This is a genomic window from Massilia sp. Masssp94, from assembly GCF_059491305.1.
The window spans coordinates 3,585,712-3,608,669 of sequence record NZ_CP168501.1; the positions used below are offsets into that span (position 1 = coordinate 3,585,712).

The window sequence follows — 22,958 nt, forward strand, 5'->3', positions numbered from 1 at the left end:
GGGTGCCCACCATGCATATCACGCCGCCACGGCGATCGGCGCCGGCACCGCGTCCTGCTCCGCCCACCGCTCGCGGATCGCGCGGATCGCCGGCATCTGCGCGAGAAACAGGTCGACCAGTTCCGCATCGAAGTGCTTGCCCTTCTGCTTGACGAGGAAGTCGAGCGCCTCTTGTTCCGTCCACGCCTTCTTGTACGGTCGGATCGACGTCAGCGCGTCGAACACGTCGGCGATGGCGCAGATGCGGCCTTCGAGCGGAATGTCCTTGCCGGCCAGGCCGTTCGGATAACCGCTGCCGTCCCATTTCTCGTGGTGCGTGAGCGCGATGTTGCGCGCCAGCGCCAGCACGCCGTGGTCGTGGTGGCCGATGATCTCGGCGCCGATGCGCGCGTGGCTCTGCATGATCTTCCATTCGTCCGGATCGAGCGGTCCGGGTTTCTGCAGCACGCGGTCGGGAATGCCGATCTTGCCCACGTCGTGCATCGGCGCGGCGTGCAGCAGGTCGTCCGCTTCCGCTTCCGTCATGCCGGCCGCGAGGCCAAGGATGCGCGCGAAGTGGCTCATGCGGATGACGTGCAGGCCCGTCTCGTTGTCCTTGTATTCGGCGGCCAGGCCGAGGCGCTGGACGATCTCCAGGCGCGACGCGCGCAATTCTTCCATGCGCACGAGCGACAGGTGGGTGCGCACGCGAGCGCGCACGATCGGCGGGCTGACGGGCTTGGTGATGTAGTCCACGGCGCCGGCCTCGAAGCCTTCCACCTCGTCGCTCGTGTCGTTGAGCGCGGTGACGAAGATGACGGGGACGGCGGCCAGCGCCGGATCGGCCTTGAGGGCGGCGCACACTTCGTAGCCGCTCATGCCGGGCATCATCACGTCGAGCAGGACCAGGTCGGGCGTCTCTTCGCGCGCCAGTTCGAGCGCGCGTGGGCCGTCCTTGGCGAAACGCAGGCGGTAGTGGTCTTGCAGGATCTGGCGCAGCAGCTGCAGGTTGCTGGCCTCGTCGTCGACCGCGAGGATCAGCGGTTGGTTGACGGTGGTCATTCGATGGTCTCCTGTGCCGGCTCGTCGATGGCGGCCAGCACGGTGTCAAGTTGTTGCAGGGCGAGGTCGAAGTCGAAATCGGAGATGGCGGCGTGGACTTGCGCGACGCGGGAGGCGAGCGGATGGCCGCTCGTGGCGGCGGCGAGGCCCGCCAGCGCGGCGTCGTCCAGGCCGCCGCGCTTGAGCGCGTCGCGCAGCACGTTGGCGGCGCGGCGTGCGCGGTCCAGGTCGGCCACGGGGCGGGCCGCCTGCGGCTTGGCGGCGGCCGGCTGGGGCAGGGCGGCGCGGATCGCGTCCAGCGCGGCGTCGAGCAGGCCGCAGAGGTCGTCCAGCGACGCTTCCAGCGTGGGCTCGGCGGCGGGATACAGCTTGCCGCTGTCGCCGTCGACGAGGCCTTCCAGCCTGGCCAGCGCATCGGCCAGCAGTTCCAGGCCGAGGTTGGCGGCGACGCCGCGCACCTTGTGCGCGTGCATGCGCAGCGCGCGGTAGTCGGCCGCCGTGGCTTGGGCCGCGAGCGTGGCGCCGAGGCCGTCGTGCTGGGCGGCGAAGTGGGCGAGGGCTTCCAGCCACGCGTCTTCCTTGTCGCTCCAGCGGCGCAGGCCGGCGTGGCGGTTGAGGGTCTGGCGTTCCTGCGCCGGCAGGTCGTCCGCTTGGTGGCCGGGGCCGAGGCCCAGCACGCGCGCGATCTCGTGCGACAGCGCGAACCAGTCGACCGGCTTGGTCGCGAAGCCGTCCATGCCCGCCTCGACGCTGGCGCGGCGGTGCTCGGCCAGCACGCTGGCGGTCATGGCGATGACCGGCACGCGCGTCCGGCCGCCGGCGGCTTCCTGTTCGCGGATCATGCGCGTGGCGGTGAGACCGTCCAGCGTCGGCATCTGGAAATCCATCAGGATGACGTCGAAGCGCTCGCGGGCCGCGATCTCGACGACGGCGGCACCGTCGCCGACGGCCGTCATCGTGTGGCCGCGGCGCGCCAGCAGCAGTTGCAGCAGTTCCTGGTTCTGCGGCACGTCGTCCGCCACCAGCACGCGCAGCGGCGGCAGGGCGGCGGCCGTGCGCACGCGCGGCTGCTGCGGAGCGAAGCGCGCCAGTACGAGCGGCAGCACGACGTGGAACGTCGTGCCGCGGCCTGGTTCGCTCTCGGCCCAGATGCGGCCGCCCATCAGCTCGACGAGCTGCTTGCAGATCGTGGTGCCGAGGCCCGTGCCGCCGAAGCGGCGCGTCATCGACGCGTCGGCCTGGGTGAACGGTTCGAAGATGGCGGCCAGGCGCTCCGGCGCGATGCCGATGCCGGTGTCGCTGATCGTGAAATGCAGGTGTTCGTCCTTCAGGTCGGCGCGCAGGGTGACGCTGCCCTGTTCCGTGAACTTGATCGCGTTGTCGAGCAGGTTGGTGAGCACCTGGCGCACGCGCAGCTCGTCGCCGCGCAGGCAGGTCGGCAGCGCCGGATCGTAATGGATGTCGACGTGCAGGCCCTTGGCGCGCGCGTTGGCCGCCAGCGTCGACGACAGCTCGTCGATCAGCGACAGCAGGTTGTAGTCGTTCTGTTCCAGCTCCACCGCGCCTTTTTCCAGCTTGGCGGTGTCGAGGATCTCGTTGAGGAGGCGCAGCAGGGCGCGGCCCGAGCTGCGGATCGTGTCCAGGTGGCGGCGCTGGTCGGCGTTCAGTTCGCCGTCCAGCAGCACGTCGGTGAAGCCGAGGATGGCATTCATCGGCGTGCGGATCTCGTGACTCATGTTGGCGACGAAGCTCGCGCGCGCCGCGGCCGCCTGTTCGGCGTTTTCCTTCGCCACCCGCAGCGCGTCTTCTATCTCGCGCCGCTCCGTGATGTCGAGGATGACGCCGTCCAGCCAGCACAGCTCGCCCGCCTCGTTGCGCACGCCGGTGCCGTTTTCCCACATCCAGCGAGTGCTGCCGTCCGCATGCAATAAACGGTATTCGACGAGGTACGGCCGGTCCTCGCGCAGCGCGGTGGCGATCGTTTCCGACACGCGCACGCGGTCGGCCGCGTGGATCAGCGGCGCGAACGTGCGGCGCGGCGCCGCGCCCAGGAAGTCGCGGCCCGGATAGCCGGTGATGCGCTCGACGGCGTCGCTGATGAACAGCATCGGCGCCTCGCCTTCGATCAGGCTGCTGCGATACGAGATGCCGGGAATGTTGCCGATCAGCGAACGGAACTGCTGCTCGCTGGCGCGCAGCGCCTGCTCCATCTTGCGCCGGTCGGTGATGTCGGTGATGAAGCAGACGAACAGGTCCTGCCCGTCCAGGCGCGCATGGCCGAGGGCGCGCCGGATCGGCACGATGCTGCCGTCCTTGCAGCGGCCCGTCACGTCGGCGCCGCGCGCGCCGGGGCTGATCTGGCCCGTGCGCAGCGAGTGCAGCAGGCCGACTTCCTCGGACGCGGTTTCGTTGCCGATCACGAGGCGGATGTTGTGGCCGACGATCTCGTCGCGGCGCCAGCCGAAGATGCGTTCGGCCGAGGCATTGAATTCGCGGATGGTGCCCTGGCGGTCGACCGTGATCACGCCGTCGACGGTGGTGGTGAGCAGTGCCCGCATCCACGCCTCGCTGCGCGACAGTTCGCGGAACAGCTGGCGGTAGCGCAGCAGGCCGTTGGCGGCCAGCACGAAGACGGTGAACGCGACGGTGATCAGCGTGATCGCCAGTGCGAGGAAGGTGCTGGTCGTGTGGGTCGCCGGCGTTACCGTGTGGCCGACGAAGCGCGCCGCGGCCATGCCCGTGTAATGCATGCCGGCGATGGCACAGCCCATCACGATGGCGGCCAGGAGCAGGCGGCGTTGTTCGCTCAGCCGGTGCGACAGGCTGGACAGGCCGAAGCGCACCCACAGGGCCAGCGTCGCCAGCACGACGGCGACGACGATCGACAGGCCGAACATGAGCGGGTCGTAGCGCAATTCCAGGCCCATCTGCATGCCGGTCATGCCCGCGTAGTGCATCACGCCGATGCCCGCGCCGACGATCACGCCGCCGGCCAGCAGGCCCCAGCCGCCCAGGCGCTCGCGCGCGATCAGGGTCAGCGCCACGAACGAGGCGCCGATGCTCGGCAGGCTGGAGAGGATGGTGGCGGACGGGTCGTAGTCGACCTCCGTGCACAGGTCGAACGCGAGCATGCCGATGAAGTGCATGGCCCACACGCCGGCGCCGAGCGCGAGGCTGCCGGTGGCGAGGATGATCCAGCGCTGGGCGCGATTGGCGGCGGCCTGGCCGGCGATCTGCAGGCCCATCCAGGATGCGAAGATGGCGACGAGGATGGACAACGCGACGAGCTTCGGCGTGTACAGCCCGTAGCTGAGCAGCGACGGATCGGAAGGAAGCGTGAACACGGACAGCATGGCGTGTGATTTTTGGTGAGAATGACCAAAGTATGGCACTTTCACCACTGAAAGTCTTGCTTGTAAGAATTAAATGCCGAACGAGCCGGCAAAATGTCGCAAATACGCTACCGGTGAGCAGTCAATATTGCCGGCTTGTTACGCGTTGCCGCGTTCTCGATGTTGCTGCTATGCTAGTTAAACGGGTTGTCCGCCGGGGACGCCCGCACTGGGTGCGAACGTATGAAAACGACAGTTCTTGCCGCATTGCTGGCGGTAGCCTGCGCGTGGGCGTGGGCGGAGCCGGCGCCGCGGCTGTACCTGACCACCGAGACCTCGGCACCGTACAGCATGCGCGAAGGCGACCGCGTGACGGGGATCGGTACCGACATGGTGCGCGAGATCATGGTCCGCTCCGGCATCGCCTATTCGATCGACCTGCTGCCCTGGAAGCGCGCCTACACGGCCGCGCTGGAACACAAGGACGCCTGCGTCTATTCGACCACGCGCACGCCCGAGCGCGAACCGCATTTCAAATGGATCGGACCGATCGGCGAGGCCGAATGGGTCCTGATGGGCCGCGCCGGCCGCCGCTTCGACGTGCGCACCCTGGACGACGCGCGCGCCTACCGCGTGGGCACCTACAACGGCGACGCGCGCGACCAGTTCCTGCGCGCGCGCGGCTTCAACGTCGACCCCGCGCCGAACGACCTGATCAATCCCCGCAAGCTCATGATGGACCGCATCGACCTGTGGGCCGCCAGCATCCGTCGCGGCAGCCTCACGCTCGACCGCCTGGGCTACACGGGCAAGGTGGTCCCCGTCCTCGTGTTCAACCGCATCCGCGTCTACCTGGCCTGCAACCGCGCCGTGCCGGATGCGCTCGTCGCGCGCATGAACGGTTCCCTGGAAGCCATGGAACACGACGGGACCTCGCGCGCGATCGTGCACAAGTACGACGACTGGGGCGTGAAGTCGCGCTGACCGTCCATGCGGCCGGGATCGGGCAGGCGACCGACATGCCGGTCAAGCCTGCCTGGCCGTTCCGTCAGTCGCCCTGTTGCAAGGCGAGCGCCTCGGCCAGGAAGGCGCATATCTCCTGTTTGAGATCGTCCGGCGCCAGCACCTTGGCTTCGCGGGCCATGCTTTGCAACATGCGGCGCAGCGTCGACGTATTGGTCACGGTGGCCATCAATTCCCGTTGTCCGGCCGTGTTGAGGAAGATGGTTTGGTCGTCGGACAACGGCATCTCTTCCAGTGTACGCGCGAAGACGTCCGCGTTCTCGCCGCCAGCGAAGCGCAGGTGCAGGGTGATACGGCCCTTCGACCACATCTCCAGCGTGCCGCGCGCGAGCGCCTCGTCCAGCGTGGGTACCCTGATGTTGCGCGCGACCGGATCGTCCAGGGTCGCTTCCCGCATGCGGTGAAGGTGGAAACTCTTGACCGTCATCGCCGCTGGATCCTTGGTGACATCGGCCTCGTCGACAGCCAGCAGGCGCAGCGTGCGATCATGGATCACGAGGCCGACGGGATACACGCGATGCGTCCTGTTCACCTCGGACCTGGCCGCGCGGTAGACGAGACGCAGCATCAGGTTCTTCATCAAGGCGTCGTTGACGGTCTGCAGATGCGCTGGAGCTACCTTGCCAGGTCCCATCGGCCGGCCGTCCGGCAGGCGGCGGATCTTGTCCTGGTAGGCGATGGCCTGCCGATGCGCGTCGGTCTGGTGCAGATGCCGCTGTTTCCGTTCGATCGTCGCGACCTGCTCGTCCAGCGCCCGGCGCGCGTCGCGCGGCAGGAACGGCCCCAGTTCCTGGCGGGCGAAGCTGGCCACCAACGCGTCGACGGCCGTCACGGATTTGAACAGGGGGATCTTGCTATGCGCGGTGGTGAACCATTCGTTGACCCTTCCGTCGTCCGCGCTGGGACGGGACTCCACCTCGAGGCCGAACTGTCGCCGCCACGGACCCTGCGGGTCGGCGAGGTCCCGCAGGTCACGTTCGAACGTGCGCCGATCCACCGCGAAGGCGTCGCCCAGCCTGGTAATGAGCTGGTCGACTGTCGCGCCCTGTCCGGTACCGTGCTCGGGCAGAAGGGGCAACAGGTCGATGATCGCCAGCCTGCGGGCCAGCTGTCGTTCGGTGGAATCTCTGGGCATGGTTTCCGGCGTATTTTGTCGCTAATCCGTCGCACTATATCGGTACCGGTGCAGGGCAACAAGCCGCGGGAACCGGATATCGAAAGGAGAACGCATTGAAGCAGACGACGATCACGCAGGCGACGAGCGCGCCATGCCTGCTGCGCGAACTGACGGAGCTGGGCAATCTCGTGTTCGGCATGTTTGCCGGTCCGCACGTAATCGTCCGGCACTGGCCAGTGTATTACCGCGTGTACGTCGAAGTCGACGGGCTTTGCCGTGAAGTCAACCGGCTGGCCGGACATCTCGCGCGCGGGTTTATCCACGCCGACGACACGGTCGACGCGGACAGGATCGCGGATGCGAATGCGTGCTTCGCCCGCGTCGACGGACATGTGCACACGACGGTGGCGCTACTCGCGGACGTCGTGCGCGACCGGCTCGTGATCCCCGGCAATCCAACGCTGGTACAAATCGTGGACCGCCATTTCGCGCCGGAGAGCCGGTGGTACCGCGGCGTGCAGGCGCACTACCGGTCGGGATGCGTCGCGCCGGACGGACGCACGCTGGCGCGCACCGTTCTGCCGATCGATCCACATCCGGCCCGGTGGGGTGGGGACGAGGCCTCCATCGAACAGCAGCAGTTCGAGCTGGCGCCGGCGTACGTGCGCACGCTGAACGACCGAACCATCCGGCAGGTGCAGACGGCTCTGAACCAGGTGTATGCCGCACTCGGCGGGTGTTTCGTCCAGCGGTGTCCGTCGGTGGGCGCCTTGCTGCATCCGCGTTCGACGCCCGGGCCCGCATCCATGGGTTTCTTCTACAGCGTCAGGACCCTGCACGAGGAGCATGAACCGGTCAGGGAGCTGCCGGGTGGCCTGGCCGTGTACGTCAGCCGCGACCATACGTTCGCGACAATCGGCACGCGCGGGATCCGGCCGGCGGACGGGACGCCGGGGCTGATCATCCACGTAACCGTCGACATCGCGGAAGAAGATCCGGCGAAGCGGTCGGCGCGCTTCATTCCCGCGCAATCGCATCACAACGGCGAATACACCGCGGCCAGTGCGGATGAACTCAGGACTTTGCTCTTCCGCACATTGATCGACGCCGGCCTCGTGCCCCCGGGCGCCAGGTTCGATGACGAGCGCTGGCGTTATTTTTGACCGATACGCGCGCTCGACCCGCATTGCTATAATTCGGATTGTAGTTTCTTTAAAGAAAGATTTTCGCATGAACAGAAACGCATTTATCGCGTCGTCGGACGTCGCCGCATTCACGGACTGGCTGGCTGAACACTACCGTAGCCTGTCGATCCGGCTCGACATCAAATCGTCGCGCTTCGTCCCCGGCGGCATCCGTACGGACGCATCTGGACTGGACTTGCTGCGGCATTACCGCTGGCGTACGAAGGGCAGCGAAACAGGCAACTGGCAGGAAACGCGGGATTACCTGCACGAGCTGGGCGATGCGTTGAAGCGGGCCATCGCCGGCCGCAACGAGGACGAGGTGCTGGACGCCTGCCGCCGGGTTCTCGCTTGGGGTGGCAACCGTAACGATGCAAAAGGCGCCATGCCGTTTCTGAAAGCGTTGCATGCGGAGGGAAAGCTGGCGGAATACCTGGGCACGTCGAGCCGCGCATTCGCGCTCGACGTCGCCGTCGTTGACGCCAGTCGGCCGCAGGCTACGAAGATGAATTCGATGCTGACCAAGGTCCACGCGCTCGCATCGCACGATGGATTGCCGATTTACGATTCGCGGGTCGCGGCGGCGATCGCTGCGCTCGTCGAGTTGTGGCGCCGCTCGCAGGGCAAGGCAGGCGCACCGCTGCCGTCCGAACTGGCCTTTCCGGCGATACCGTCCGACCGCTCCGTGCACAGCCTGTTCGCGGATGCGCAGAGCCCCGGCGTGCTGTCGTACGCGCCCGCCGCTGCCGCCGCGACGGCCGCCGACTGGTGCGGCGCAAAGATCCGGCTTGGCTGGCTGATGGCTGCGGTGTCGGAGAAGGCGCCCGGGCTGTTCGCGGGAGAGGCGGCCGAAGACCGCATGCATGCGTTCGAAGCGAGCCTGTTCATGATCGGCTACGACGTCAGCTGCCTGAAGCAGAACGCGCCGGGTGCGGGCATCGACGAGCGGCAACGCAAGCACATCCAGCGGGCGGGCGCAGCACGGCTCAGGCGCGATCATGCGGGTTTGCCGCGTACGCTGATCAGCACGCTGAACGGCAAGACACCCAACATCAGCTACGCGGGCAACGTCCACATCGGGTTTTCGGGTGACTGGAGCGAGACGCCATTCACCATCGACAGCGACTTCCTGCAGGATTTTCTGAACGATTTTCCAGCGGGCGCGGAAGCTGGTCTCGGTGCCAACATGACCGGCGATGTCGAGCCCGACACGCTTGGCTACTGGATCGATCAACACTACCCGGCCAAGTCGCGCAGGCTGGCGTCCGTGCTGGCGCCGATTCTGGTCGCTGAAGGCTGCGTGGAATCCATCACTGGCGTATACCCGATCCGCTTGCGTTTTCTCTGAACGCAGTGAATCCGGCGGGCGCCGCGCAATCAGGAGCGGACTGCTGATTCAAACTTCGGCGCGCAAAAAAACCGCGTTCCCGGAGGGAGAAACGCGGGTTCTTGGACTTTGCGGGTTACTACGGATGAGTAGGTTCCGGCCGGAATCGATGAGTCGGCTGGCGGACGCGCGGCAGCTGGGTTTTCTTGGCAAGCTCATCTGTGGCATGGATACACGTGTGGATACACAGCCGTTTAGGGTATGGGTGCGGGTTTCTAACGCGGAATCCCGCTGATCACTTTGACCTTTGTCGCGGATCTTGGTTCACTGTCGTTTCTAGGCAAATGCGAGCAGCAGCGGGACGGTCTGCGTTACGACGCCGACTGAAGCGCATCACTACCTCGCGCGCCGTCAGTCTTCCTTGGCCTTGCATTGCGACACTGGATATTTTTTCGTGCTGGTCTTCGCTGTCTCGGGTTCGCCGGACACTGTGGTTTCCTCGATCGGGCAATATTTGCCGCCCGCGTATTTGTAAACATTCATACCTTTAGACTTTGACCCGCCGCTCCACTCCTCGATGATTTCATTGGTGCTGTACCGTGTGTGCGTGACGTTAATGTCGCGCAGCGACGCCGGCGCGTCCACGTAGCGGAGTTGTGCCGGGTCGTACAGCCAGTAGAGTTGTTCTCCATTCTCGACTGGTACCGCGAGATCGGGATAACCGTCGAAATTCATGTCGCGGTTGTCGTACCGGAGATTCGGGAGCGATGTGAAGATGTTGGCGTCGGCCGGGAGCGATTGCGTCAGCTTCTGGTCGCGATAGATGTCGATTCCCTTCAACTTCATGTCGCCGTTCGTACGCGCGACACGGGCGAAGATCTTGAGATTGCCTGGCACCCCGACGGCGGTCGCCGTGAATTCCAGGCTCTTGCCTTCCGGCGAACGCCACATCCCCGAAAAGACGTTGCCGGCGATTTTGCCGTCGAACTGGCCCGTCATTTTATCCTTGAATTTTTCGACCAGCGTCACGCTGCCAATGGCTGTCGCGGTGCCGTTCAAATCAATCCAGCGTGGTGCTTCGTTGGCGCCTTGTTTCACGTAGGCGTAGGCGCCCTCGACAGTCGCCCCCTGCTGTGACAGAACCATCAGGATGCGCTTGTTGGACAGAGTCCCTTCGTAGCGTGTCGGCGGTTTGCGGACAGCGTTCAGCGCGACGCTTTCTATCTTCGACGGTTCGTTTGCCGCGAAGGCGGACGGCATGTTTAAGAAGGCGCCGGCCACGGCCAAGCACGAGAAGCGTTTCTTCATGTTGTCGACTTCGTCTTTCATTTAAAAGCGGGGACTGGACCAAAGGCCGATCACACGGCCGGATGGCGCCCGCCCGATCAGATTCCGGTTTCGGTCACGTAAAGGGGCTCGATCTGCGCTAGGATAACGAGGTGCTCGACCGCCTTGACCTTTTTCAGGTTGGCTAGCGTGGGCGCGCCTCCGAGCGCCAATGCGGGAACGAAGCCGTACATTTCGTCGTGTGCCAGACGGCCCAACTGCTTGAGCGCCGGCGCGAATAGTCCTTCGACGTCGTTAGTGTCGCGCCACAGCGAACCAAAGAAGACGCGCATTTGGAAATCCCGATCGACGTCGTTGTCAGCCGCCGATGAGAAACCGCATGACGCAGGCGCAAAGATACGCAGCGTGTCACCGGTTTGCTCGCCCCAGAGGTAAAGCGTGCCGAACGCACTTCGGGCGATGACGTGATACACGTCCTGTTCCATGAACGGCGTATCGCCGATCCACGCACCGAGCGCAGGTTCGTATTCCTGAGGATCGGCGGTCCAGAACAACCCATCCGCATAGCCGCACCAGCCGTACTCGTCCCAGTACGCTAACAACTGGTCCGGCAGTTTGCCTCGATAGCGCGCGATCGTCGATGGCGGCACGTAGCGCTTATCGATTGCCGGTCCAAACTCTGCCAAGAAGCAGGCGAAATCTTCATCCATATCAAGGGTCCTTTGGCAGGAAGCGGCTGCGCCATCACGGCCTGGACTGAGGCCGGTCACGCGGCTAGACGGCGCCCGCCCGATCACATTACGGTTACGTCAAGCGGCGCAAGCTGTGCAAGGAGGACGAGGTGCTCGACCGTCTTGACCTTGCGCAGGTTGGAGAGCGTTAGAGCGCCGCCCAGCGCGAGCGCCGGAACGAAGCCGTACATTTCGTCGTGCGCGGGGCGCCCTAATTGCTGCAGGGCCGGCGCGAACAGGCCCTCGACGTCAATGCCCTTGCGCGACATTCCCCCAAAGAACAAACGCATTTCGAAATCGCGGTCGATGTCGTTGTCGGGAGACGATGCGAAACAGGTCGAGGCTGGCGCGAATATGCTGAGTGTGTCCCCGGTCTCTTCGCCCCAGAGGTAAAGCTTACCGAAAGCGCTGCGTGCGATGACGTGGTAGGCGTCCTGTTCCATGAATGGCGTATCGCCGATCCACGCTTCGAGCGCAGGTTCGTATTCCTGAGGATTGACGGTCCAGAACAACCCATCCGCATAGCCGCACCAGCCGTACTCGTCCCAGTACGCTAACAACTGGTCCGGCAGTTTGCCGCGATAGCGCGCGATCGTCGATGGCGGTACGTAGCGCTTATCGATCGCCGGTCCAAAATCTGCCAAGAAGCAGGCGAAATCTTCGTCCATGTCAAGCGTCCTTTGACGGGAAGCGGCTGCGCCAGCGCGAGCCTACACTGAGGCCGGTCACGCGGCCGGACGGCGCCCGCCCGGTCAGATTTCAGTTACGTGAAGCGGTGCAAGTTGTGCAAGGATAACGAGGTGCTCGACCGCTTTGACCTTGCGCAGGTTGGAAAGCGTTAGAGCGCCACCGAGCGCGAGCGCCGGAACGAAGCCGTACATTTCGTCGTACGCGAGGCGCCCCAACTGTTGCAACGCCTGCGCGAACAGGCCCTCGACATCATTGGCCCCGCGCGACATCCCCCCAAAGAACAAACGCATTTGGAAATCACGGTCGATGTCGTCGTCGGGAGGCGAGGTGAAACAGGTCGAGGCCGGCGCCATCACGTTGAGTGTGTCGCCGGTCTCTTCGCCCCAGAGGTATAGGGTGCCGAAAGCGCTGCGTGCTATGACGTGGTAGGCGTCCTGCTCCATGAACGGGGTCTCGCCGATCCATGCCTCCAGCGCCGGCTCGTACTCCTGGGGATTCACGGTCCAGAATAACCCATCCGCATAGCCGCACCAGCCGTACTCTTCCCAGTACGCCAGCAACTGGTCAGGGAGTTTTCCGCGGTAACGATCGATCGTCGAGGGCGGCACGTAGCGCCTGTCAATCGGCGGTCCAAAATGCGTCAGAAAAAGAGCGAAATCCTCATCCATATTGGGCATCCTCATTTGCAGCGTTCAAGTTTTGCGTTCATTTTCATCGTAGTGCGCAGCGATTCGGGTACGCGTTCGGCGGCTTTGTCCAGCTCGGCCAGTCGAGTGGTTCTCATGCCGTTCTCTTTAGTCCACGCCTTCCATTGTGCTCCGATACGCGAATTGATCGAGCGGTCGCCAAACCCGGCGATCACGTCCCTCCCGCCGGCGACCATATCCGGATTATGCAGTGCGGCGAGGACTTTCATCTGGTCGGTCGCCATCTCGGCGGCCTTCGCCGTCGCTTCGAGGCCAGACAATCCCTGATTGCGCAGTGTGTTGAAGAACTTGCGTTCCAACTTGCCTTTATGGGTTGCACGGGCCGTGCGCGCCATATTCGGATTGCGCACCACCGTGCGGGTTTCGAACGCGTCGCGACCATCGAGGTAATCGGCCACCGACATGGCGTTGAGCCCGGTCTCCTGCCCGGCCAGCTGGCGGTCGAATTCAGGAAAGCGTGTCGACGGCAAGCCGTTGGTCTTGAAACACGGAACCCTCGCCGTCGGCATCAGGAGCGGGCGGGAGCCCTCGCTCTCGCGTCGTCCGTCACGCGGCCGCGATGGCGGCGGCTCCTGCGCCGTCCCGTGATGACCGCCAGCGCCTCCATGGGTCGCCTGCAGCGCCGGTTGGCGGCGCAGCCGTTCTTCGTTCTGCTCGACCCAGGCCGCGACGCGCGGACCAAGCCGGGGGCTACGCTCGATTTCGCTCAGCAGGACCGCCCGGTCAGCCTTCCCTCGCGACATATACGCCGTCATGACGGACAGGATCGCCATCATCACGATCACGTGGCCGTTGGCGAGGTCGAACGCTGCCGCGGCCGTGTCGCCGCGCACACCCAGGCCCAGACGCAAGCGGTCGTCCTGCCGCTCGGGGCCCCATGCCTCCGCGATTCCCTTCTGGTAGTGCCGCAGCGCGGCTGGTATCGCCTCTGCGATGCCTTCCACCAGCGACTTCAGGCCCAGCACGCTCAAAACAAGGCCGCCGACGTAGCTGCCCGCCGCAGCGCCGGCTGCGGCGCCCGGTACTGCGCCGATACCGCCGAAGAAGGCGCCGCCGATACCGCCGATGAATCCACCGATAACGGTCGAGCCACCGTAGATCAGTGCCAGGTCCTGGCACGCCGATACGAGGATGGACGCGATCATCGACAAGTCGATACCAGCGAGGCGCTCGACGATCATGCGCTGCGCCAGCGGCCCGGAGTCGTGCAGCGCCTTGCGCACACGGCTTACTCGGCCGAGCTGGTCATAGCCCCACGCGCCGCCCAGGTGAGCCGAGGTGCCGGCGGTCCGCCCCATACTGTCGTACTGTTCGCCGTGACCAGGATAGCCACCGCTCCACGTCAACTGGTCTTCTTTTCGCTTCAGATCGTTCCAGACACGTGACACTTCCTGCATCGTCAGTCCCCTTGCGCACACCGTCCGATATCGCCCACTGCACGTCGCCCGGAGTCGCAGCTGTCGTCGACAGAACTACGTTGGCGCCGCCAAAAAGAAGGCGGCGACACGGAGCAGACGCACCTGCAGACGACAGCGCTAACTCGGTCGAGTTACCGCCCGGCATGATATCCGAATGCCCCGGCTACCCGCGCTCGATAGACAAGAACCTTAGGCTCGCCGGCATGGTTGCTTAGAGCCCTTATTCGTGTCATCCATTTATTTGCAGCGATACCCAGTCGGGAATGGAGGGGCCTTGCATCAGGGAGAGCATCTTTACAAGCGATGCTAAGGAAGGATGCGTACAAATTTCGTCGCGACGAAATCCGGATGTTCACCATGACCGCGCTGCAGCTTCAAGTCGCTCTTGTTCGAAGAGAAGGAGCAACTGGCATCGCGGCGGCCCGGACCACAAATTTCGTCATGACGAAATCTGGCGCGCGGGCGGACTATTGCGGAATGAACGGCGTAGCGCCGGCAGGGGTGGCACCCTGACCAGTGTGTTCGGTCGTGGCCTTGCCGGCTTTGGTCATCGTGGGGCCGAGAATCATGCTCCGGATGGCCTCGACCTTTGGCTTGTTACGGGCCTGGAAGCGGACGGTCCGTATCCCCGCCTGTTCGAGTCGTGCGTCCCGCAGTTCATCCTTTGCGCGTGAGTGCGTTTTGTCGTCCAGTTCGACGACGGCGACTACCTCGCAGCGTCGGGTGCAGACGACGTAATCGACGCGCTGCTGGGCGATGCTCATCCTGTCGCTATGGGCTTCCTTCTTGTCGCTGCTTGCCGCATCCAGCAAGGCGGACATTGCGACTTGCGGGAAAATGTAGTGATCGGGAAGCGCCACGACGAGCCGGCCGAAAAACTCTTCCTCGTTATCGGTCATAAGTTTGCGCTGGCGGTATGTCCCGGTCCGGCTGGTTTTTTTCGCACTCTTCGACTGTGCAGCGACGACGGCGACCAGCAGCACGGCCAGCACGAGGAGGATCAGGATAATTTTCATGTTGGCGAACTCATTCGATAATCGGTTGATGCATTGAAGGGAGGCTTGCGGCCGCAGCCCGGTTGCGACCGGCAGCATAGGCGGGCTCCCAAGGGCGCAGTCCCTGATCCTTGCTCAACCTGATGCGATGGACTTTCATCGCGTCGATGACGTCGGCCGGCTCCGGCGTGGCCACGAGAATCGGCAGCGTCTGCGACGCCTCGAGGAAGAACTGGCGCCTCAGACCGTCGCCCTGGCTCAGGAAGGCGTCGTTCCACCAGCTGCTGATGGTGTCGCTGGCGCGTTCCAGCGCGGCCTGGGTGACGAGCCGGTTCGATTTCTGGATGTTGACCTGCCGTGATGCCGGCATCAGGTTCCACGCGTCTCCGCAGGGCCAGGCAGCGAACGGGAAGCAGTGGTCGACGTCGTACTCGTCGCGCAGGCGCGCGCCGGACCAGACGCAGTACACCGGCTTGCCGGCCGCGCGCATGCGGTCGACCGCCGCCCTGGCGAAGCTGGTGTCGCGTGCGGGATCGACCCATGCGAGCAGCGAGTGGGCGAGGGCGCGAACGTCCGGTCGACCGTCGTTGCAGTAGGACTCGATCAGCCTGACCCACTCCGACACGAGCACGGGCTCGATCCACACGTTGTAATGCGTGAGCGCATGCCAGATCTCGAGTGGGATGCGGAAGTCGCCGAGACTCCACAGGAAGGCTTCGTCGATTTGCAGCGGGGACGGCGTCGGCACCATGCGGCGCCGCGTGACGTCGAAGATCGGCTTGTCGCTCGCGGGCCAGCGCAGGTAGTTCGCGGGCATATTGCGGATCACCTGCGAAATCTCGGAAAGACTCTGGTGCAGGTGCTTCGCCGTCTGGTCGCCGAACACGGAGCCGATCCGCAGTTCGACCGCGGTCACGGACCGCAGCGAGGTGAAGCTGTTGGTGACGAAACCGGGGCCGGTCCTCTGCGGCATCTGGGGCAGGGCATGTTCGATCAGGGGCTTGTACATGCGCAGCCAAAAGAGCGATACAAGACCCAACGGCACGACCACGGATTCCGCGTCGTAGCGGGCCAGCCCCGCCGCGGTATCCGCGATGCGGGCCAGTACGCGCAGCAGCGCGATCTTGTACGTCGACGACTTTTCGTCCACGAGGATCAGGTGCCGCAGCAGGGGCAGGGCACCCAGGCCGTCGTCGGGGAGCCCCAGCACGACGTTCGTCCACGACACTTCGCTTCGTCCCAGCTTGTCCTGGCTGTCGCTGGCGTGGACGATGCGTAGCCCGAATTGCTGGGCAAGGCCGGCCAGTTCCAGTAGCGAGACCTCGTGCATCGCGCGTTCGGTGTCGGGCGCACCGAGCCGGAGACTGATCGCGATGCGTCCTTTCGGCGCCAGCAGCGTCGCCAGCTTGCGCAACGCACGCTGGCGATCGGATGGAGGAATGTGCATCCAGACGGCGGACAGCAGGATGAGGTCGAAGCTCAAGCCGAGGCGGCGCACGTTCGCGAGGTCAGGCAGGCTGTCGGACAGCCATTGGATCCGGCTCGACGTGTGTTTTGCGCGCGCGTGGGCGAGCATGGCTTCGGATGGCTCGACGGCCACGACGTCGTATCCCTTTGCCGCGAGCCACGCCGCGTCCCGGCCGGAACCTGCGCCGATATCGAGGACCGTGCTGCCCGGCGCCGGCAGTATGCCGATCAGGTCCGCGTGAACGTCCTCAAAAGACAGCGACTCGTATTGAGTAACCAGCCGAGTTGCGTGCTGTTCGTAATAGGGGATAGCTGACATCGACTGTTGTCGTTGCTGTTGAGCTAATTGCTATTGTAATGCGGAGCTGTTCAATATCTATATTTTTGATTCAAATGGGCAACCTTTGGCAAGGTTGGCAGGACAAATTCCGTCATGACGAAATCCCGCCTCTTTGCGCGACGCCGGTCGAGGTTTTGTATGGGGTGGTGAGATAAACCTCCAGGCCGACCAAATTCTTGAGCTGGCACGATCCAAGGGCGTGCCGAGTACACGCGCTGTGGACTGCGCCGGCGTATCGCTCGCACTACTCGCGTCGCTGACCGACGAAGGCCGGCTGCTCGAGCTGGGTCGCGGCTTGTATGCTTTGCCCGACAGCGCAGCATCCGCCTACGACAAAAACGATGGCTGGTAATGGACGAGCTCAAACTTCGGCGCACAAAAAAACCGCGTTCCCAGAGGGAGAAACGCGGTTTCTTGGACTTTGCGGGACTACTACGGATGAGTAGGTGGTGCCTCCGGCCGGAATCGAACCGGCACGCCTTTCGGCGCTTGATTTTGAGTCAAGTGCGTCTACCAATTCCGCCACAGAGGCTGCAAGCGCAGGCGCGCATATTAGCACATGGAATGCAAAACTGACCAGAGTGCGTGCGCCCGCAGTGGGCGCAGGGGGCGTTCCGGCGTATGATCTTGCCTACCTGAGCAAACGCGCCGTCCGGCAAGGCGGCCTGTACGATGAAGAATAAGAAAATACGCGAGATCATCCTCGGCAAGCCGCTCGACCCCATGAAGAGCGAGACGCGTCACTCGATGGCCCTGGTCGCCTTCCTTGCCTGGGTCGGGCTCGGGGCGGACGGCTTGTCCTCCTCGTCGTACGGTCCGGAAGAAACCTTTCGCGCGCTCGGCGCCCACACCCACCTCGGCCTTTACATGGCCGTCGCCACCGCCGTCACCGTCTTCATCATCGCGCTCGCCTACAACCAGGTGATCGAACTGTTCCCGACCGGGGGCGGCGGCTACCGCGTGGCCACCAAGCTCGTCGGGCCGTATCTCGGCCTCGTGTCCGGCGCCGCCCTGATCCTCGACTACGTGCTGACCATCGCGATCTCGATCGCGTCCGGCGTCGATGCGCTCGCGTCGTTCCTGCCGCTCGGCTTCCAGCCCTATAAACTCTGGGCCGAGGCGTTCTTCATCGGCCTCCTGATCGTGATGAACCTGCGCGGGCTGAAGGAGGCGATCCAGATCCTGCTGCCGATCTTCCTCGGCTTCGTCGCCACCCACCTCGTGCTGATCGTGTACGGCATCGTCGCGCATGCGTCGCACCTGCCGCAGCTCGTGCCCAGTACGGTGGCCGAGACGGGTTCGCTGGCCGGCGAGATCGGCTGGGCCGGCGTGGCCGGCATGCTGCTGCTCGCGTACTCGCAGGGCGGTGGTACCTATACGGGCCTCGAGGCCGTGTCGAACAACGTCAACCTGCTGGCCGAGCCACGTGTCCGCACAGGCAAGATGACGATGTTCTACATGGCGCTGTCGCTGGCCGTCACGGCCGGCGGCATCATCCTGCTGTACCTGTTGTGGGATGCGCAGCCGACCGCGGGCGAGACGCTGAACGCGACCACCTTCCGCCGCATCATCGCCAGCATGGGCCTGGGCGGCGAACTGGTGAACCAGATCGTGCTGGCCGTCGTCCTCGCGTTCGAGGCCGGGCTCCTGTTCGTGGCGGCGAATACCGGCTTCCTCGGCGGGCCGTCCGTGCTGTCGAACATGGCGGGCGATTCGTGGGTGCCGCACCAGTTCCGCTACCTGTCCACGCGCCTCGTCACGCAGAACGGCATCCTCGTGATGGGCATCGCCGCGCTGGCGATCCTGTTCTGGACGCGCGGCCAGGTGACGCTGCTCGTCGTGCTGTATTCGATCTCCGTGTTCCTCACGTTCGCGATCTCGCTGTTCGGCCTGTGTTTGTACTGGTGGCGGCATCGCAAGGACGCGCGCTGGATCCGGCGCTTCCTGCTGTCGCTGACGGGCTTCATCATCTGTGCCGGCATCCTCGCCGTGCTGCTCGTCGAACGTTTTACGCAGGGCGGCTGGGCCACGGCGCTGATCATCGCGGCCATCGCGGGCCTGTGCATCTTCATCCGCAACCACTACCGCGAAACCAAGCGCGCCATCCGTTCCGTCGACCGCGTATTCGCCAACCAGCCGTTCGGCCCGGTGAAGGAAGCCGTCGATCCGGAACCGGATGCGCAGACGGCCGTCTTCATCGTCGGTAACTCGCGCGGCGGCGGCCTGCACGCGCTGCTGTGGGTGCTGCGCATGTTCCCCGGCCACTTCAAGAATTTCCTGTTCGTGAACGCACGCACGGTCGACGCCCACGCCTATGGCGGCGAGGGCGCGCTCGAAAAGATGCGGAAGGATGCGGCGCGGACGCTGGAATACTTTGTCGATTTCTGCCAGAGCCACGGGATGGCGTCGGCGTCCTACATCGGCTTCGGCACGGATGCGGTGGAAGAGGTGACCCGCATGTGCGAGCAGATCAACCGCGAGTATCCGAACTCGATTTTCTTCACCAGTAAATTGATCTTCGCATCCGATAACTGGTTCACGCGGCTGCTGCACAACCAGGCGTCGCTGGCGGTGCAGCGCCGGCTGCACCTGGAAGGCCTGCAGATGGTGATCCTGCCGATGAAGGTGTGACGCGGGTCAGCAGCTGAGTTGCCGGCGCAACGCATGCAGCGTGCGCACGGGGCCGGCGACTTCGAGCATGTGGTCGCGCACCGTCACCGTGATGTCGGCGTTCTTTCCAGCGGGCCAGCGTGCTGCGCGCATGCGGTAGCGCACGGTGCCGGGGCCGCGTTCGGCCGGCGCGTAGCCGAGACTTTCCATCGCATCGTCCAGGGTGCCGACCAGGTGGCAGGCCGAAAAGCGGGTCGTGACCTCGAAGCGGCCAAGGAGCGTGGGCGCGATCGCCGGCAGCAGGCCGCCCAGCAGTACCGGCACGACGATGTAGCCGAGCGGCGCCGTCGGATCGATGAGGTGGAAGGCGAAGGCCAGCGCGGGCAGGCCCAGCACCATGCTCAGCAGGAGAAGTACCCGGTGTTGCGCGGGGGCGGGGGAGGTGGGGCGATGCGCTCCCTTCCGGACGCGCTCGATTTCGGAAAACGTCACGCTTTTCATGTCGCACTCCTTACGTTCAACGACGGCAGGGACCGATTACAAACCCCATTTTGATCAAGCGCCCCCGGGGCGGATTGACCTTCCTCAAATTCGCCTTTTCCGAGAAGAATTGTTCTGGAATAAAAGGTTCCTGGTCGGAAAATTCTTTTCTATTCAGAAATGATAGAAATTTGTGCGAGATCTAACGGTTAGTCAGGCTTTCGGAACTTAAGCTGTTCCGACGGATCGGTGTAAAGACACCTGCTCCTGGATAGCGAGTCCGATTAATCTCTCAACGGAACTATCATGAAACTCAAATCTCTCGTTCTGGCCATGGTCGCGGGCGCGGCCCTGATGGCGCAAGGCGCGGGGGCGGCGACGGTCAACCGCACGGCCCCGGTCGTCACGACGGACGATGGCCTGGGCGGCTTCAACGCGCATTTCGGCGACACGTTCGCGCAGTCGACCACCGGCAGCACCTTCACCGACGTCTTCACGTTCGACGTCGGCACGCCGTTTGACGCGGCCGCCTCGCTGACGTCGTCCTACCTGAACACGCCGCAGACGAAGGACCTGCTGATCACGGGCTGGTCTCTTTACCGCTACGATCCGGTCACGAAGGCCATGCTGGGGACCGCCATCGCGGGCATCGATCTGACGGGTTCGGGTGCCGATGCGCCGGATTCGTGGGCGCTGTCGGGCTTTGGGCTGGCGAGCGGTTCCTACGCGATCCAGGTGAATGGCGAGGTGCGCGGTGTCGGGGGCGGGGTGTTCGGGGCGGATCTGACGATCTCGCCGGTGCCGGAGCCGCAGGCCTGGGGCATGCTGCTGGCCGGCCTGGGCGTGTTGACGACGCTGGCATGGCGCCGGCGCCAGCCCGCGCGCGTGCGCGCGGACGTGCGGCGCCGCTGAGCGCTCAGCGCACGCGCCGGTACAGGCGGAAGCGTTCGTCGCGGTCGGACGGGCGGCGGCCTTCCCACAGCAGCGTCCAGTCGCGGCCGTGGAACGGCAGCGCCGCACCGCCGCGCACGAGCGCGCCGTTCTGCATCGCGCCCGACTGGGCAGGCACCTTCTGGCCGACGCTGTCCTGCAGCAGCAGATAGCTGCACGCGCCGCCGTCGACGGGCGCGAACGGCAAGTGGCCGAAGTAGGCGAACGACGCACGCTGGGGCGCGCCGACGTTCGTGTCGATGCAGTCCGCGCCGGCCGGCAGGCGCGCGGCGATCTGCTGGGCCACGCTGGCGTAGCTCTTGCCGTAGTTCAGGTCCGGCAGGAACAGCGTCATCAGCAGCACCCACAGCAGGATCAGGCCGCCCGACGACAGCACCACGGCCCGCCACAGCACGGAAGGCTGGCGCGACAGGCGCCAGTGCACGAGGAAGATCCAGCCGACCGTCGTTGCGGCCGCGACGAGGAAGGCGACGATGCCGAATTCCGGCTTGAAGCCCGGGACCAGCTTGAGGGCGTTCTTGGCGAATTGCGCGGGCCAGCCCGTCAGCTTGGCGATCCAGAACACCCAGACGAGGCCGCCCAGCAGCGTCAGAACCATCACGGAGAACCAGTCGATCGCATTGATCGCGCCGCGCTTCATCGTCGGCAGGCCGAACGCGGCCATCAGCGCCATCGGCGGCAGCAGCTTCAGCAGGTCGCCGCTTTCGGGAATCGGGTCGCACAGGATCACGAGCGTCAGCACGCCGACGAAGCAGGTCGGCAGGATGATGTGCAGCAGCCCGTGCTGGCGGCGCCAGGCCCAGGCGGTCCAGGCGGCGAACGGCCACGCCGGCCAGAAATACCAGATGCCGACGCGGAAGAAGGCCTTGATCGCATGCCAGCCTGGCACGCTCAGCTGCTCGGCATTCCAGGCCAGCCAGCCGCCGACGGGCGACAGGCCGTACGGATGCGCCAGCGTGGCCGGGATGGCCCATACGAGCGTGATGAGCAGCGCGGTGCCCGCGGCCTGGCCGAGATGGCGCAGCAGGGAGGCCGACGGCAGCTTGAGGAAGCGGATGCACAGGTACAGGGCGGCCAGCAGGGCCAGCGGCGGCGCGAAGCCGCGCGTCAAGGTGAGCAGGCCCAGCGCTGCGCCGACGTACACGGCGTTGCGCGGCGTGCTGTCCTCGATATAGCGCACCGAGCGGAACAGGAACCACGACAGCAGCGCGCCCTGCAATGTGACGGCCAACGTCTCGTGGCTGTGCAGCAGCAAGCCCAGGCAGCCGAGGTAGATCAGGACGGCCGTGTCGGCCAGTGTGCGGCCATAATCGTCCGGCTCGGGCTGGCCGCCGAAGGCCAGGCGCAGCGGCTGGGCTTCCGAACGCCGGCCGAGGTGGAATGCCGTGTGCCACAGCGATACCGTGCCGAGCGCGAAGATGCCGATGGTCGAGATGCGCGCCCCGAGCACGTCGCCCAGGAGCCAGCCGAACAGTTTGATGCACAGTGCGCCGAGCCAGAACGCCAGCGGCCCTTCCTCGGGCGCGGGAAGGCCGGCGATGTGCGGCATCAGCCAGTCCTGGATGCCGCCGTGCGCCATCGTCCACATGATGCCGAAGCTGGCGGCATCATCCTTCCACGGGTCACGCCCGATCAGGCCCGGCAGGATGTACAACAGGCCGAGTGCGTACAAAGCCCAGCGTGGCAGCGCGAGGGTGGCGGCGGCGGGTAGGCGGACGGGTTTCATCGATAGCGCGCGAAGTAATGCAATAAATTAATGTCGCGTAGTATAAGGGGACCGTGGCAAAGCGTCGCGGGTGGTATTGCTACGAGGCGTAACGTGGGTGGGCAACGACGAAAAAAAAGGAAGCCCCCGGGCTTCCTTTGGGGAGGCCCGAAGGCTTCCCGGATGTTCGCTCGTCGGGAATTAGCCGTTGGCGACGCTGGTCTTCGAACCGACCGAGCCGAACTTCTGGCGGAATTTTTCAACGCGGCCAGCGGTGTCGACGATCTTGTGCTTGCCGGTAAAGAACGGGTGCGATTCAGCGGACACCTCGATCTTGACCAGCGGGTAGTCTTTACCTTCGAAATTGATGGTTTCGCGGGTAGAGATGGTCGAACGGGTGATGAATTTGAAATCGCAGGACAGGTCGTGGAACACGACTTCGCGGTAATCCGGATGGATATCGGTCTTCATGGTTTTGCCTTGGTTAGGTTGGTAGCCAAACGGCACTTCGTCGGTCGACCTGCTTCTTGACCCGATTGCCGATCACTTGCCA

General features: G+C 64.8%; 19 protein-coding genes and 1 tRNA gene. 6 read left to right on the forward strand and 14 right to left on the reverse strand.

The genetic code is table 11. The features are described from left to right. Positions 1-18: 18 nt before the first annotated feature. Positions 19-1,041: a response regulator gene (locus ACEN9G_RS15895; RefSeq protein WP_413345293.1), complete on the reverse strand. Its 1,023-nt coding sequence runs from the start codon at positions 1,039-1,041 to the stop codon at positions 19-21. Next, positions 1,038-4,394, reverse strand: a complete 3,357-nt coding sequence (locus ACEN9G_RS15900; protein ID WP_483126753.1) for an MHYT domain-containing protein — start codon at positions 4,392-4,394, stop codon at positions 1,038-1,040. The genes ACEN9G_RS15895 and ACEN9G_RS15900 overlap by 4 nt, the downstream gene beginning before the upstream one ends. A 222-nt stretch (positions 4,395-4,616) precedes the next feature. Here ACEN9G_RS15900 and ACEN9G_RS15905 point away from each other — a divergent pair, with 222 nt between their 5' ends. Beyond that, positions 4,617-5,357, forward strand: coding sequence for a substrate-binding periplasmic protein (locus ACEN9G_RS15905; RefSeq protein WP_413338595.1), 741 nt, complete (start codon positions 4,617-4,619; stop codon positions 5,355-5,357). 64 nt (positions 5,358-5,421) lie between these two features. On the opposite strand, the gene ACEN9G_RS15910 is transcribed toward ACEN9G_RS15905, so the two are convergent. After that, entirely contained in the window at positions 5,422-6,531 is a 1,110-nt protein-coding gene (locus ACEN9G_RS15910; protein ID WP_413338593.1) for a helix-turn-helix transcriptional regulator, read from the reverse strand. 95 nt (positions 6,532-6,626) lie between these two features. Here ACEN9G_RS15910 and ACEN9G_RS15915 point away from each other — a divergent pair, with 95 nt between their 5' ends. Together ACEN9G_RS15915 and ACEN9G_RS15920 are read left to right on the forward strand one after the other, a co-directional pair. Next, positions 6,627-7,676: a hypothetical protein gene (locus tag ACEN9G_RS15915; protein WP_413338591.1), complete on the forward strand. Its 1,050-nt coding sequence runs from the start codon at positions 6,627-6,629 to the stop codon at positions 7,674-7,676. Further along, positions 7,651-9,045: a hypothetical protein gene (locus ACEN9G_RS15920; protein WP_413338590.1), complete on the forward strand. Its 1,395-nt coding sequence runs from the start codon at positions 7,651-7,653 to the stop codon at positions 9,043-9,045. Before ACEN9G_RS15915 ends, ACEN9G_RS15920 begins: the two co-directional genes overlap by 26 nt. A gap of 390 nt (positions 9,046-9,435) precedes the next feature. Here ACEN9G_RS15920 and ACEN9G_RS15925 read toward each other — a convergent pair whose 3' ends face one another. The 7 genes from ACEN9G_RS15925 to ACEN9G_RS15955 all read right to left on the reverse strand — a co-directional run bounded on the left by ACEN9G_RS15925 (position 9,436) and on the right by ACEN9G_RS15955 (position 16,638). Further along, positions 9,436-10,353: an XAC2610-related protein gene (locus ACEN9G_RS15925; RefSeq protein WP_483126754.1), complete on the reverse strand. Its 918-nt coding sequence runs from the start codon at positions 10,351-10,353 to the stop codon at positions 9,436-9,438. 56 nt (positions 10,354-10,409) lie between these two features. Beyond that, positions 10,410-11,021, reverse strand: coding sequence for a GAD-like domain-containing protein (locus tag ACEN9G_RS15930; protein WP_413338587.1), 612 nt, complete (start codon positions 11,019-11,021; stop codon positions 10,410-10,412). 83 nt (positions 11,022-11,104) lie between these two features. Continuing rightward, entirely contained in the window at positions 11,105-11,710 is a 606-nt protein-coding gene (locus tag ACEN9G_RS15935; RefSeq protein WP_413338585.1) for a GAD-like domain-containing protein, read from the reverse strand. 84 nt (positions 11,711-11,794) lie between these two features. Then, positions 11,795-12,400 (reverse strand): GAD-like domain-containing protein, encoded by a 606-nt coding sequence (locus tag ACEN9G_RS15940; RefSeq protein WP_413338584.1) that lies wholly within the window; start codon positions 12,398-12,400, stop codon positions 11,795-11,797. 11 nt (positions 12,401-12,411) lie between these two features. After that, positions 12,412-13,836, reverse strand: a complete 1,425-nt coding sequence (locus ACEN9G_RS15945; RefSeq protein WP_413338582.1) for a DUF6861 domain-containing protein — start codon at positions 13,834-13,836, stop codon at positions 12,412-12,414. Positions 13,837-14,324: 488 nt separating this feature from the next. Then, positions 14,325-14,873: a DUF2726 domain-containing protein gene (locus tag ACEN9G_RS15950; RefSeq protein WP_413338580.1), complete on the reverse strand. Its 549-nt coding sequence runs from the start codon at positions 14,871-14,873 to the stop codon at positions 14,325-14,327. Between the two features lie 10 nt (positions 14,874-14,883). Then, on the reverse strand, positions 14,884-16,638 hold the full coding sequence (locus tag ACEN9G_RS15955) for a class I SAM-dependent methyltransferase (RefSeq protein ID WP_413338578.1): 1,755 nt from the start codon (positions 16,636-16,638) through the stop codon (positions 14,884-14,886). A gap of 238 nt (positions 16,639-16,876) precedes the next feature. On the opposite strand from ACEN9G_RS15955, the gene ACEN9G_RS15960 reads away from it, so the two are divergent. Next, entirely contained in the window at positions 16,877-17,011 is a 135-nt protein-coding gene (locus ACEN9G_RS15960) for a type IV toxin-antitoxin system AbiEi family antitoxin domain-containing protein (RefSeq protein WP_495605559.1), read from the forward strand. 95 nt (positions 17,012-17,106) lie between these two features. Here the strand turns inward: ACEN9G_RS15960 and ACEN9G_RS15965 are convergent. Continuing rightward, a tRNA-Leu gene (locus ACEN9G_RS15965) sits at positions 17,107-17,191 on the reverse strand. A gap of 140 nt (positions 17,192-17,331) precedes the next feature. Between ACEN9G_RS15965 and ACEN9G_RS15970 the strand changes: the two genes are divergently transcribed. Further along, positions 17,332-19,290 carry an APC family permease gene (locus ACEN9G_RS15970; RefSeq protein WP_413338574.1) on the forward strand — a complete coding sequence of 653 codons (1,959 nt, stop codon included), beginning with the start codon at positions 17,332-17,334 and terminating at the stop codon, positions 19,288-19,290. 6 nt (positions 19,291-19,296) lie between these two features. Here the strand turns inward: ACEN9G_RS15970 and ACEN9G_RS15975 are convergent, their stop codons facing one another. Beyond that, positions 19,297-19,770, reverse strand: a complete 474-nt coding sequence (locus tag ACEN9G_RS15975) for a hypothetical protein (RefSeq protein ID WP_413338572.1) — start codon at positions 19,768-19,770, stop codon at positions 19,297-19,299. Positions 19,771-20,055: 285 nt separating this feature from the next. Between ACEN9G_RS15975 and ACEN9G_RS15980 the strand changes: the two genes are divergently transcribed. Next, a complete protein-coding gene (locus tag ACEN9G_RS15980; RefSeq protein WP_483126755.1) occupies positions 20,056-20,661 on the forward strand; it encodes an FxDxF family PEP-CTERM protein in 606 nt (201 codons plus the stop codon). 4 nt (positions 20,662-20,665) lie between these two features. On the opposite strand, the gene ACEN9G_RS15985 is transcribed toward ACEN9G_RS15980, so the two are convergent. After that, the gene (locus ACEN9G_RS15985) at positions 20,666-22,426 is read right to left on the reverse strand and encodes an ArnT family glycosyltransferase (protein WP_413381874.1); all 1,761 of its coding nucleotides are present in this window, start codon (positions 22,424-22,426) and stop codon (positions 20,666-20,668) included. Positions 22,427-22,606: 180 nt separating this feature from the next. Beyond that, entirely contained in the window at positions 22,607-22,876 is a 270-nt protein-coding gene (locus ACEN9G_RS15990; protein ID WP_056124537.1) for a type B 50S ribosomal protein L31, read from the reverse strand. Positions 22,877-22,958 lie beyond the last annotated feature (82 nt).

Bases quoted from the DNA above. Each gene is read 5' to 3' on its own strand.
- ACEN9G_RS15895 (WP_413345293.1), bottom strand. From the start codon at position 1,041: ATGACCACCGTCAACCAACCGCTGATCCTCGCGGTCGACGACGAGGCC.
- ACEN9G_RS15900 (WP_483126753.1), bottom strand. From the start codon at position 4,394: ATGCTGTCCGTGTTCACGCTTCCTTCCGATCCGTCGCTGCTCAGCTAC.
- ACEN9G_RS15905 (WP_413338595.1), top strand. From the start codon at position 4,617: ATGAAAACGACAGTTCTTGCCGCATTGCTGGCGGTAGCCTGCGCGTGG.
- ACEN9G_RS15910 (WP_413338593.1), bottom strand. From the start codon at position 6,531: ATGCCCAGAGATTCCACCGAACGACAGCTGGCCCGCAGGCTGGCGATC.
- ACEN9G_RS15920 (WP_413338590.1), top strand. From the start codon at position 7,651: ATGACGAGCGCTGGCGTTATTTTTGACCGATACGCGCGCTCGACCCGC.
- ACEN9G_RS15925 (WP_483126754.1), bottom strand. From the start codon at position 10,353: ATGAAAGACGAAGTCGACAACATGAAGAAACGCTTCTCGTGCTTGGCC.
- ACEN9G_RS15930 (WP_413338587.1), bottom strand. From the start codon at position 11,021: ATGGATGAAGATTTCGCCTGCTTCTTGGCAGAGTTTGGACCGGCAATC.
- ACEN9G_RS15935 (WP_413338585.1), bottom strand. From the start codon at position 11,710: ATGGACGAAGATTTCGCCTGCTTCTTGGCAGATTTTGGACCGGCGATC.
- ACEN9G_RS15940 (WP_413338584.1), bottom strand. From the start codon at position 12,400: ATGGATGAGGATTTCGCTCTTTTTCTGACGCATTTTGGACCGCCGATT.
- ACEN9G_RS15945 (WP_413338582.1), bottom strand. From the start codon at position 13,836: ATGCAGGAAGTGTCACGTGTCTGGAACGATCTGAAGCGAAAAGAAGAC.
- ACEN9G_RS15950 (WP_413338580.1), bottom strand. From the start codon at position 14,873: ATGAAAATTATCCTGATCCTCCTCGTGCTGGCCGTGCTGCTGGTCGCC.
- ACEN9G_RS15955 (WP_413338578.1), bottom strand. From the start codon at position 16,638: ATGTCAGCTATCCCCTATTACGAACAGCACGCAACTCGGCTGGTTACT.
- ACEN9G_RS15970 (WP_413338574.1), top strand. From the start codon at position 17,332: ATGAAGAATAAGAAAATACGCGAGATCATCCTCGGCAAGCCGCTCGAC.
- ACEN9G_RS15975 (WP_413338572.1), bottom strand. From the start codon at position 19,770: ATGAAAAGCGTGACGTTTTCCGAAATCGAGCGCGTCCGGAAGGGAGCG.
- ACEN9G_RS15980 (WP_483126755.1), top strand. From the start codon at position 20,056: ATGAAACTCAAATCTCTCGTTCTGGCCATGGTCGCGGGCGCGGCCCTG.
- ACEN9G_RS15985 (WP_413381874.1), bottom strand. From the start codon at position 22,426: ATGAAACCCGTCCGCCTACCCGCCGCCGCCACCCTCGCGCTGCCACGC.
- ACEN9G_RS15990 (WP_056124537.1), bottom strand. From the start codon at position 22,876: ATGAAGACCGATATCCATCCGGATTACCGCGAAGTCGTGTTCCACGAC.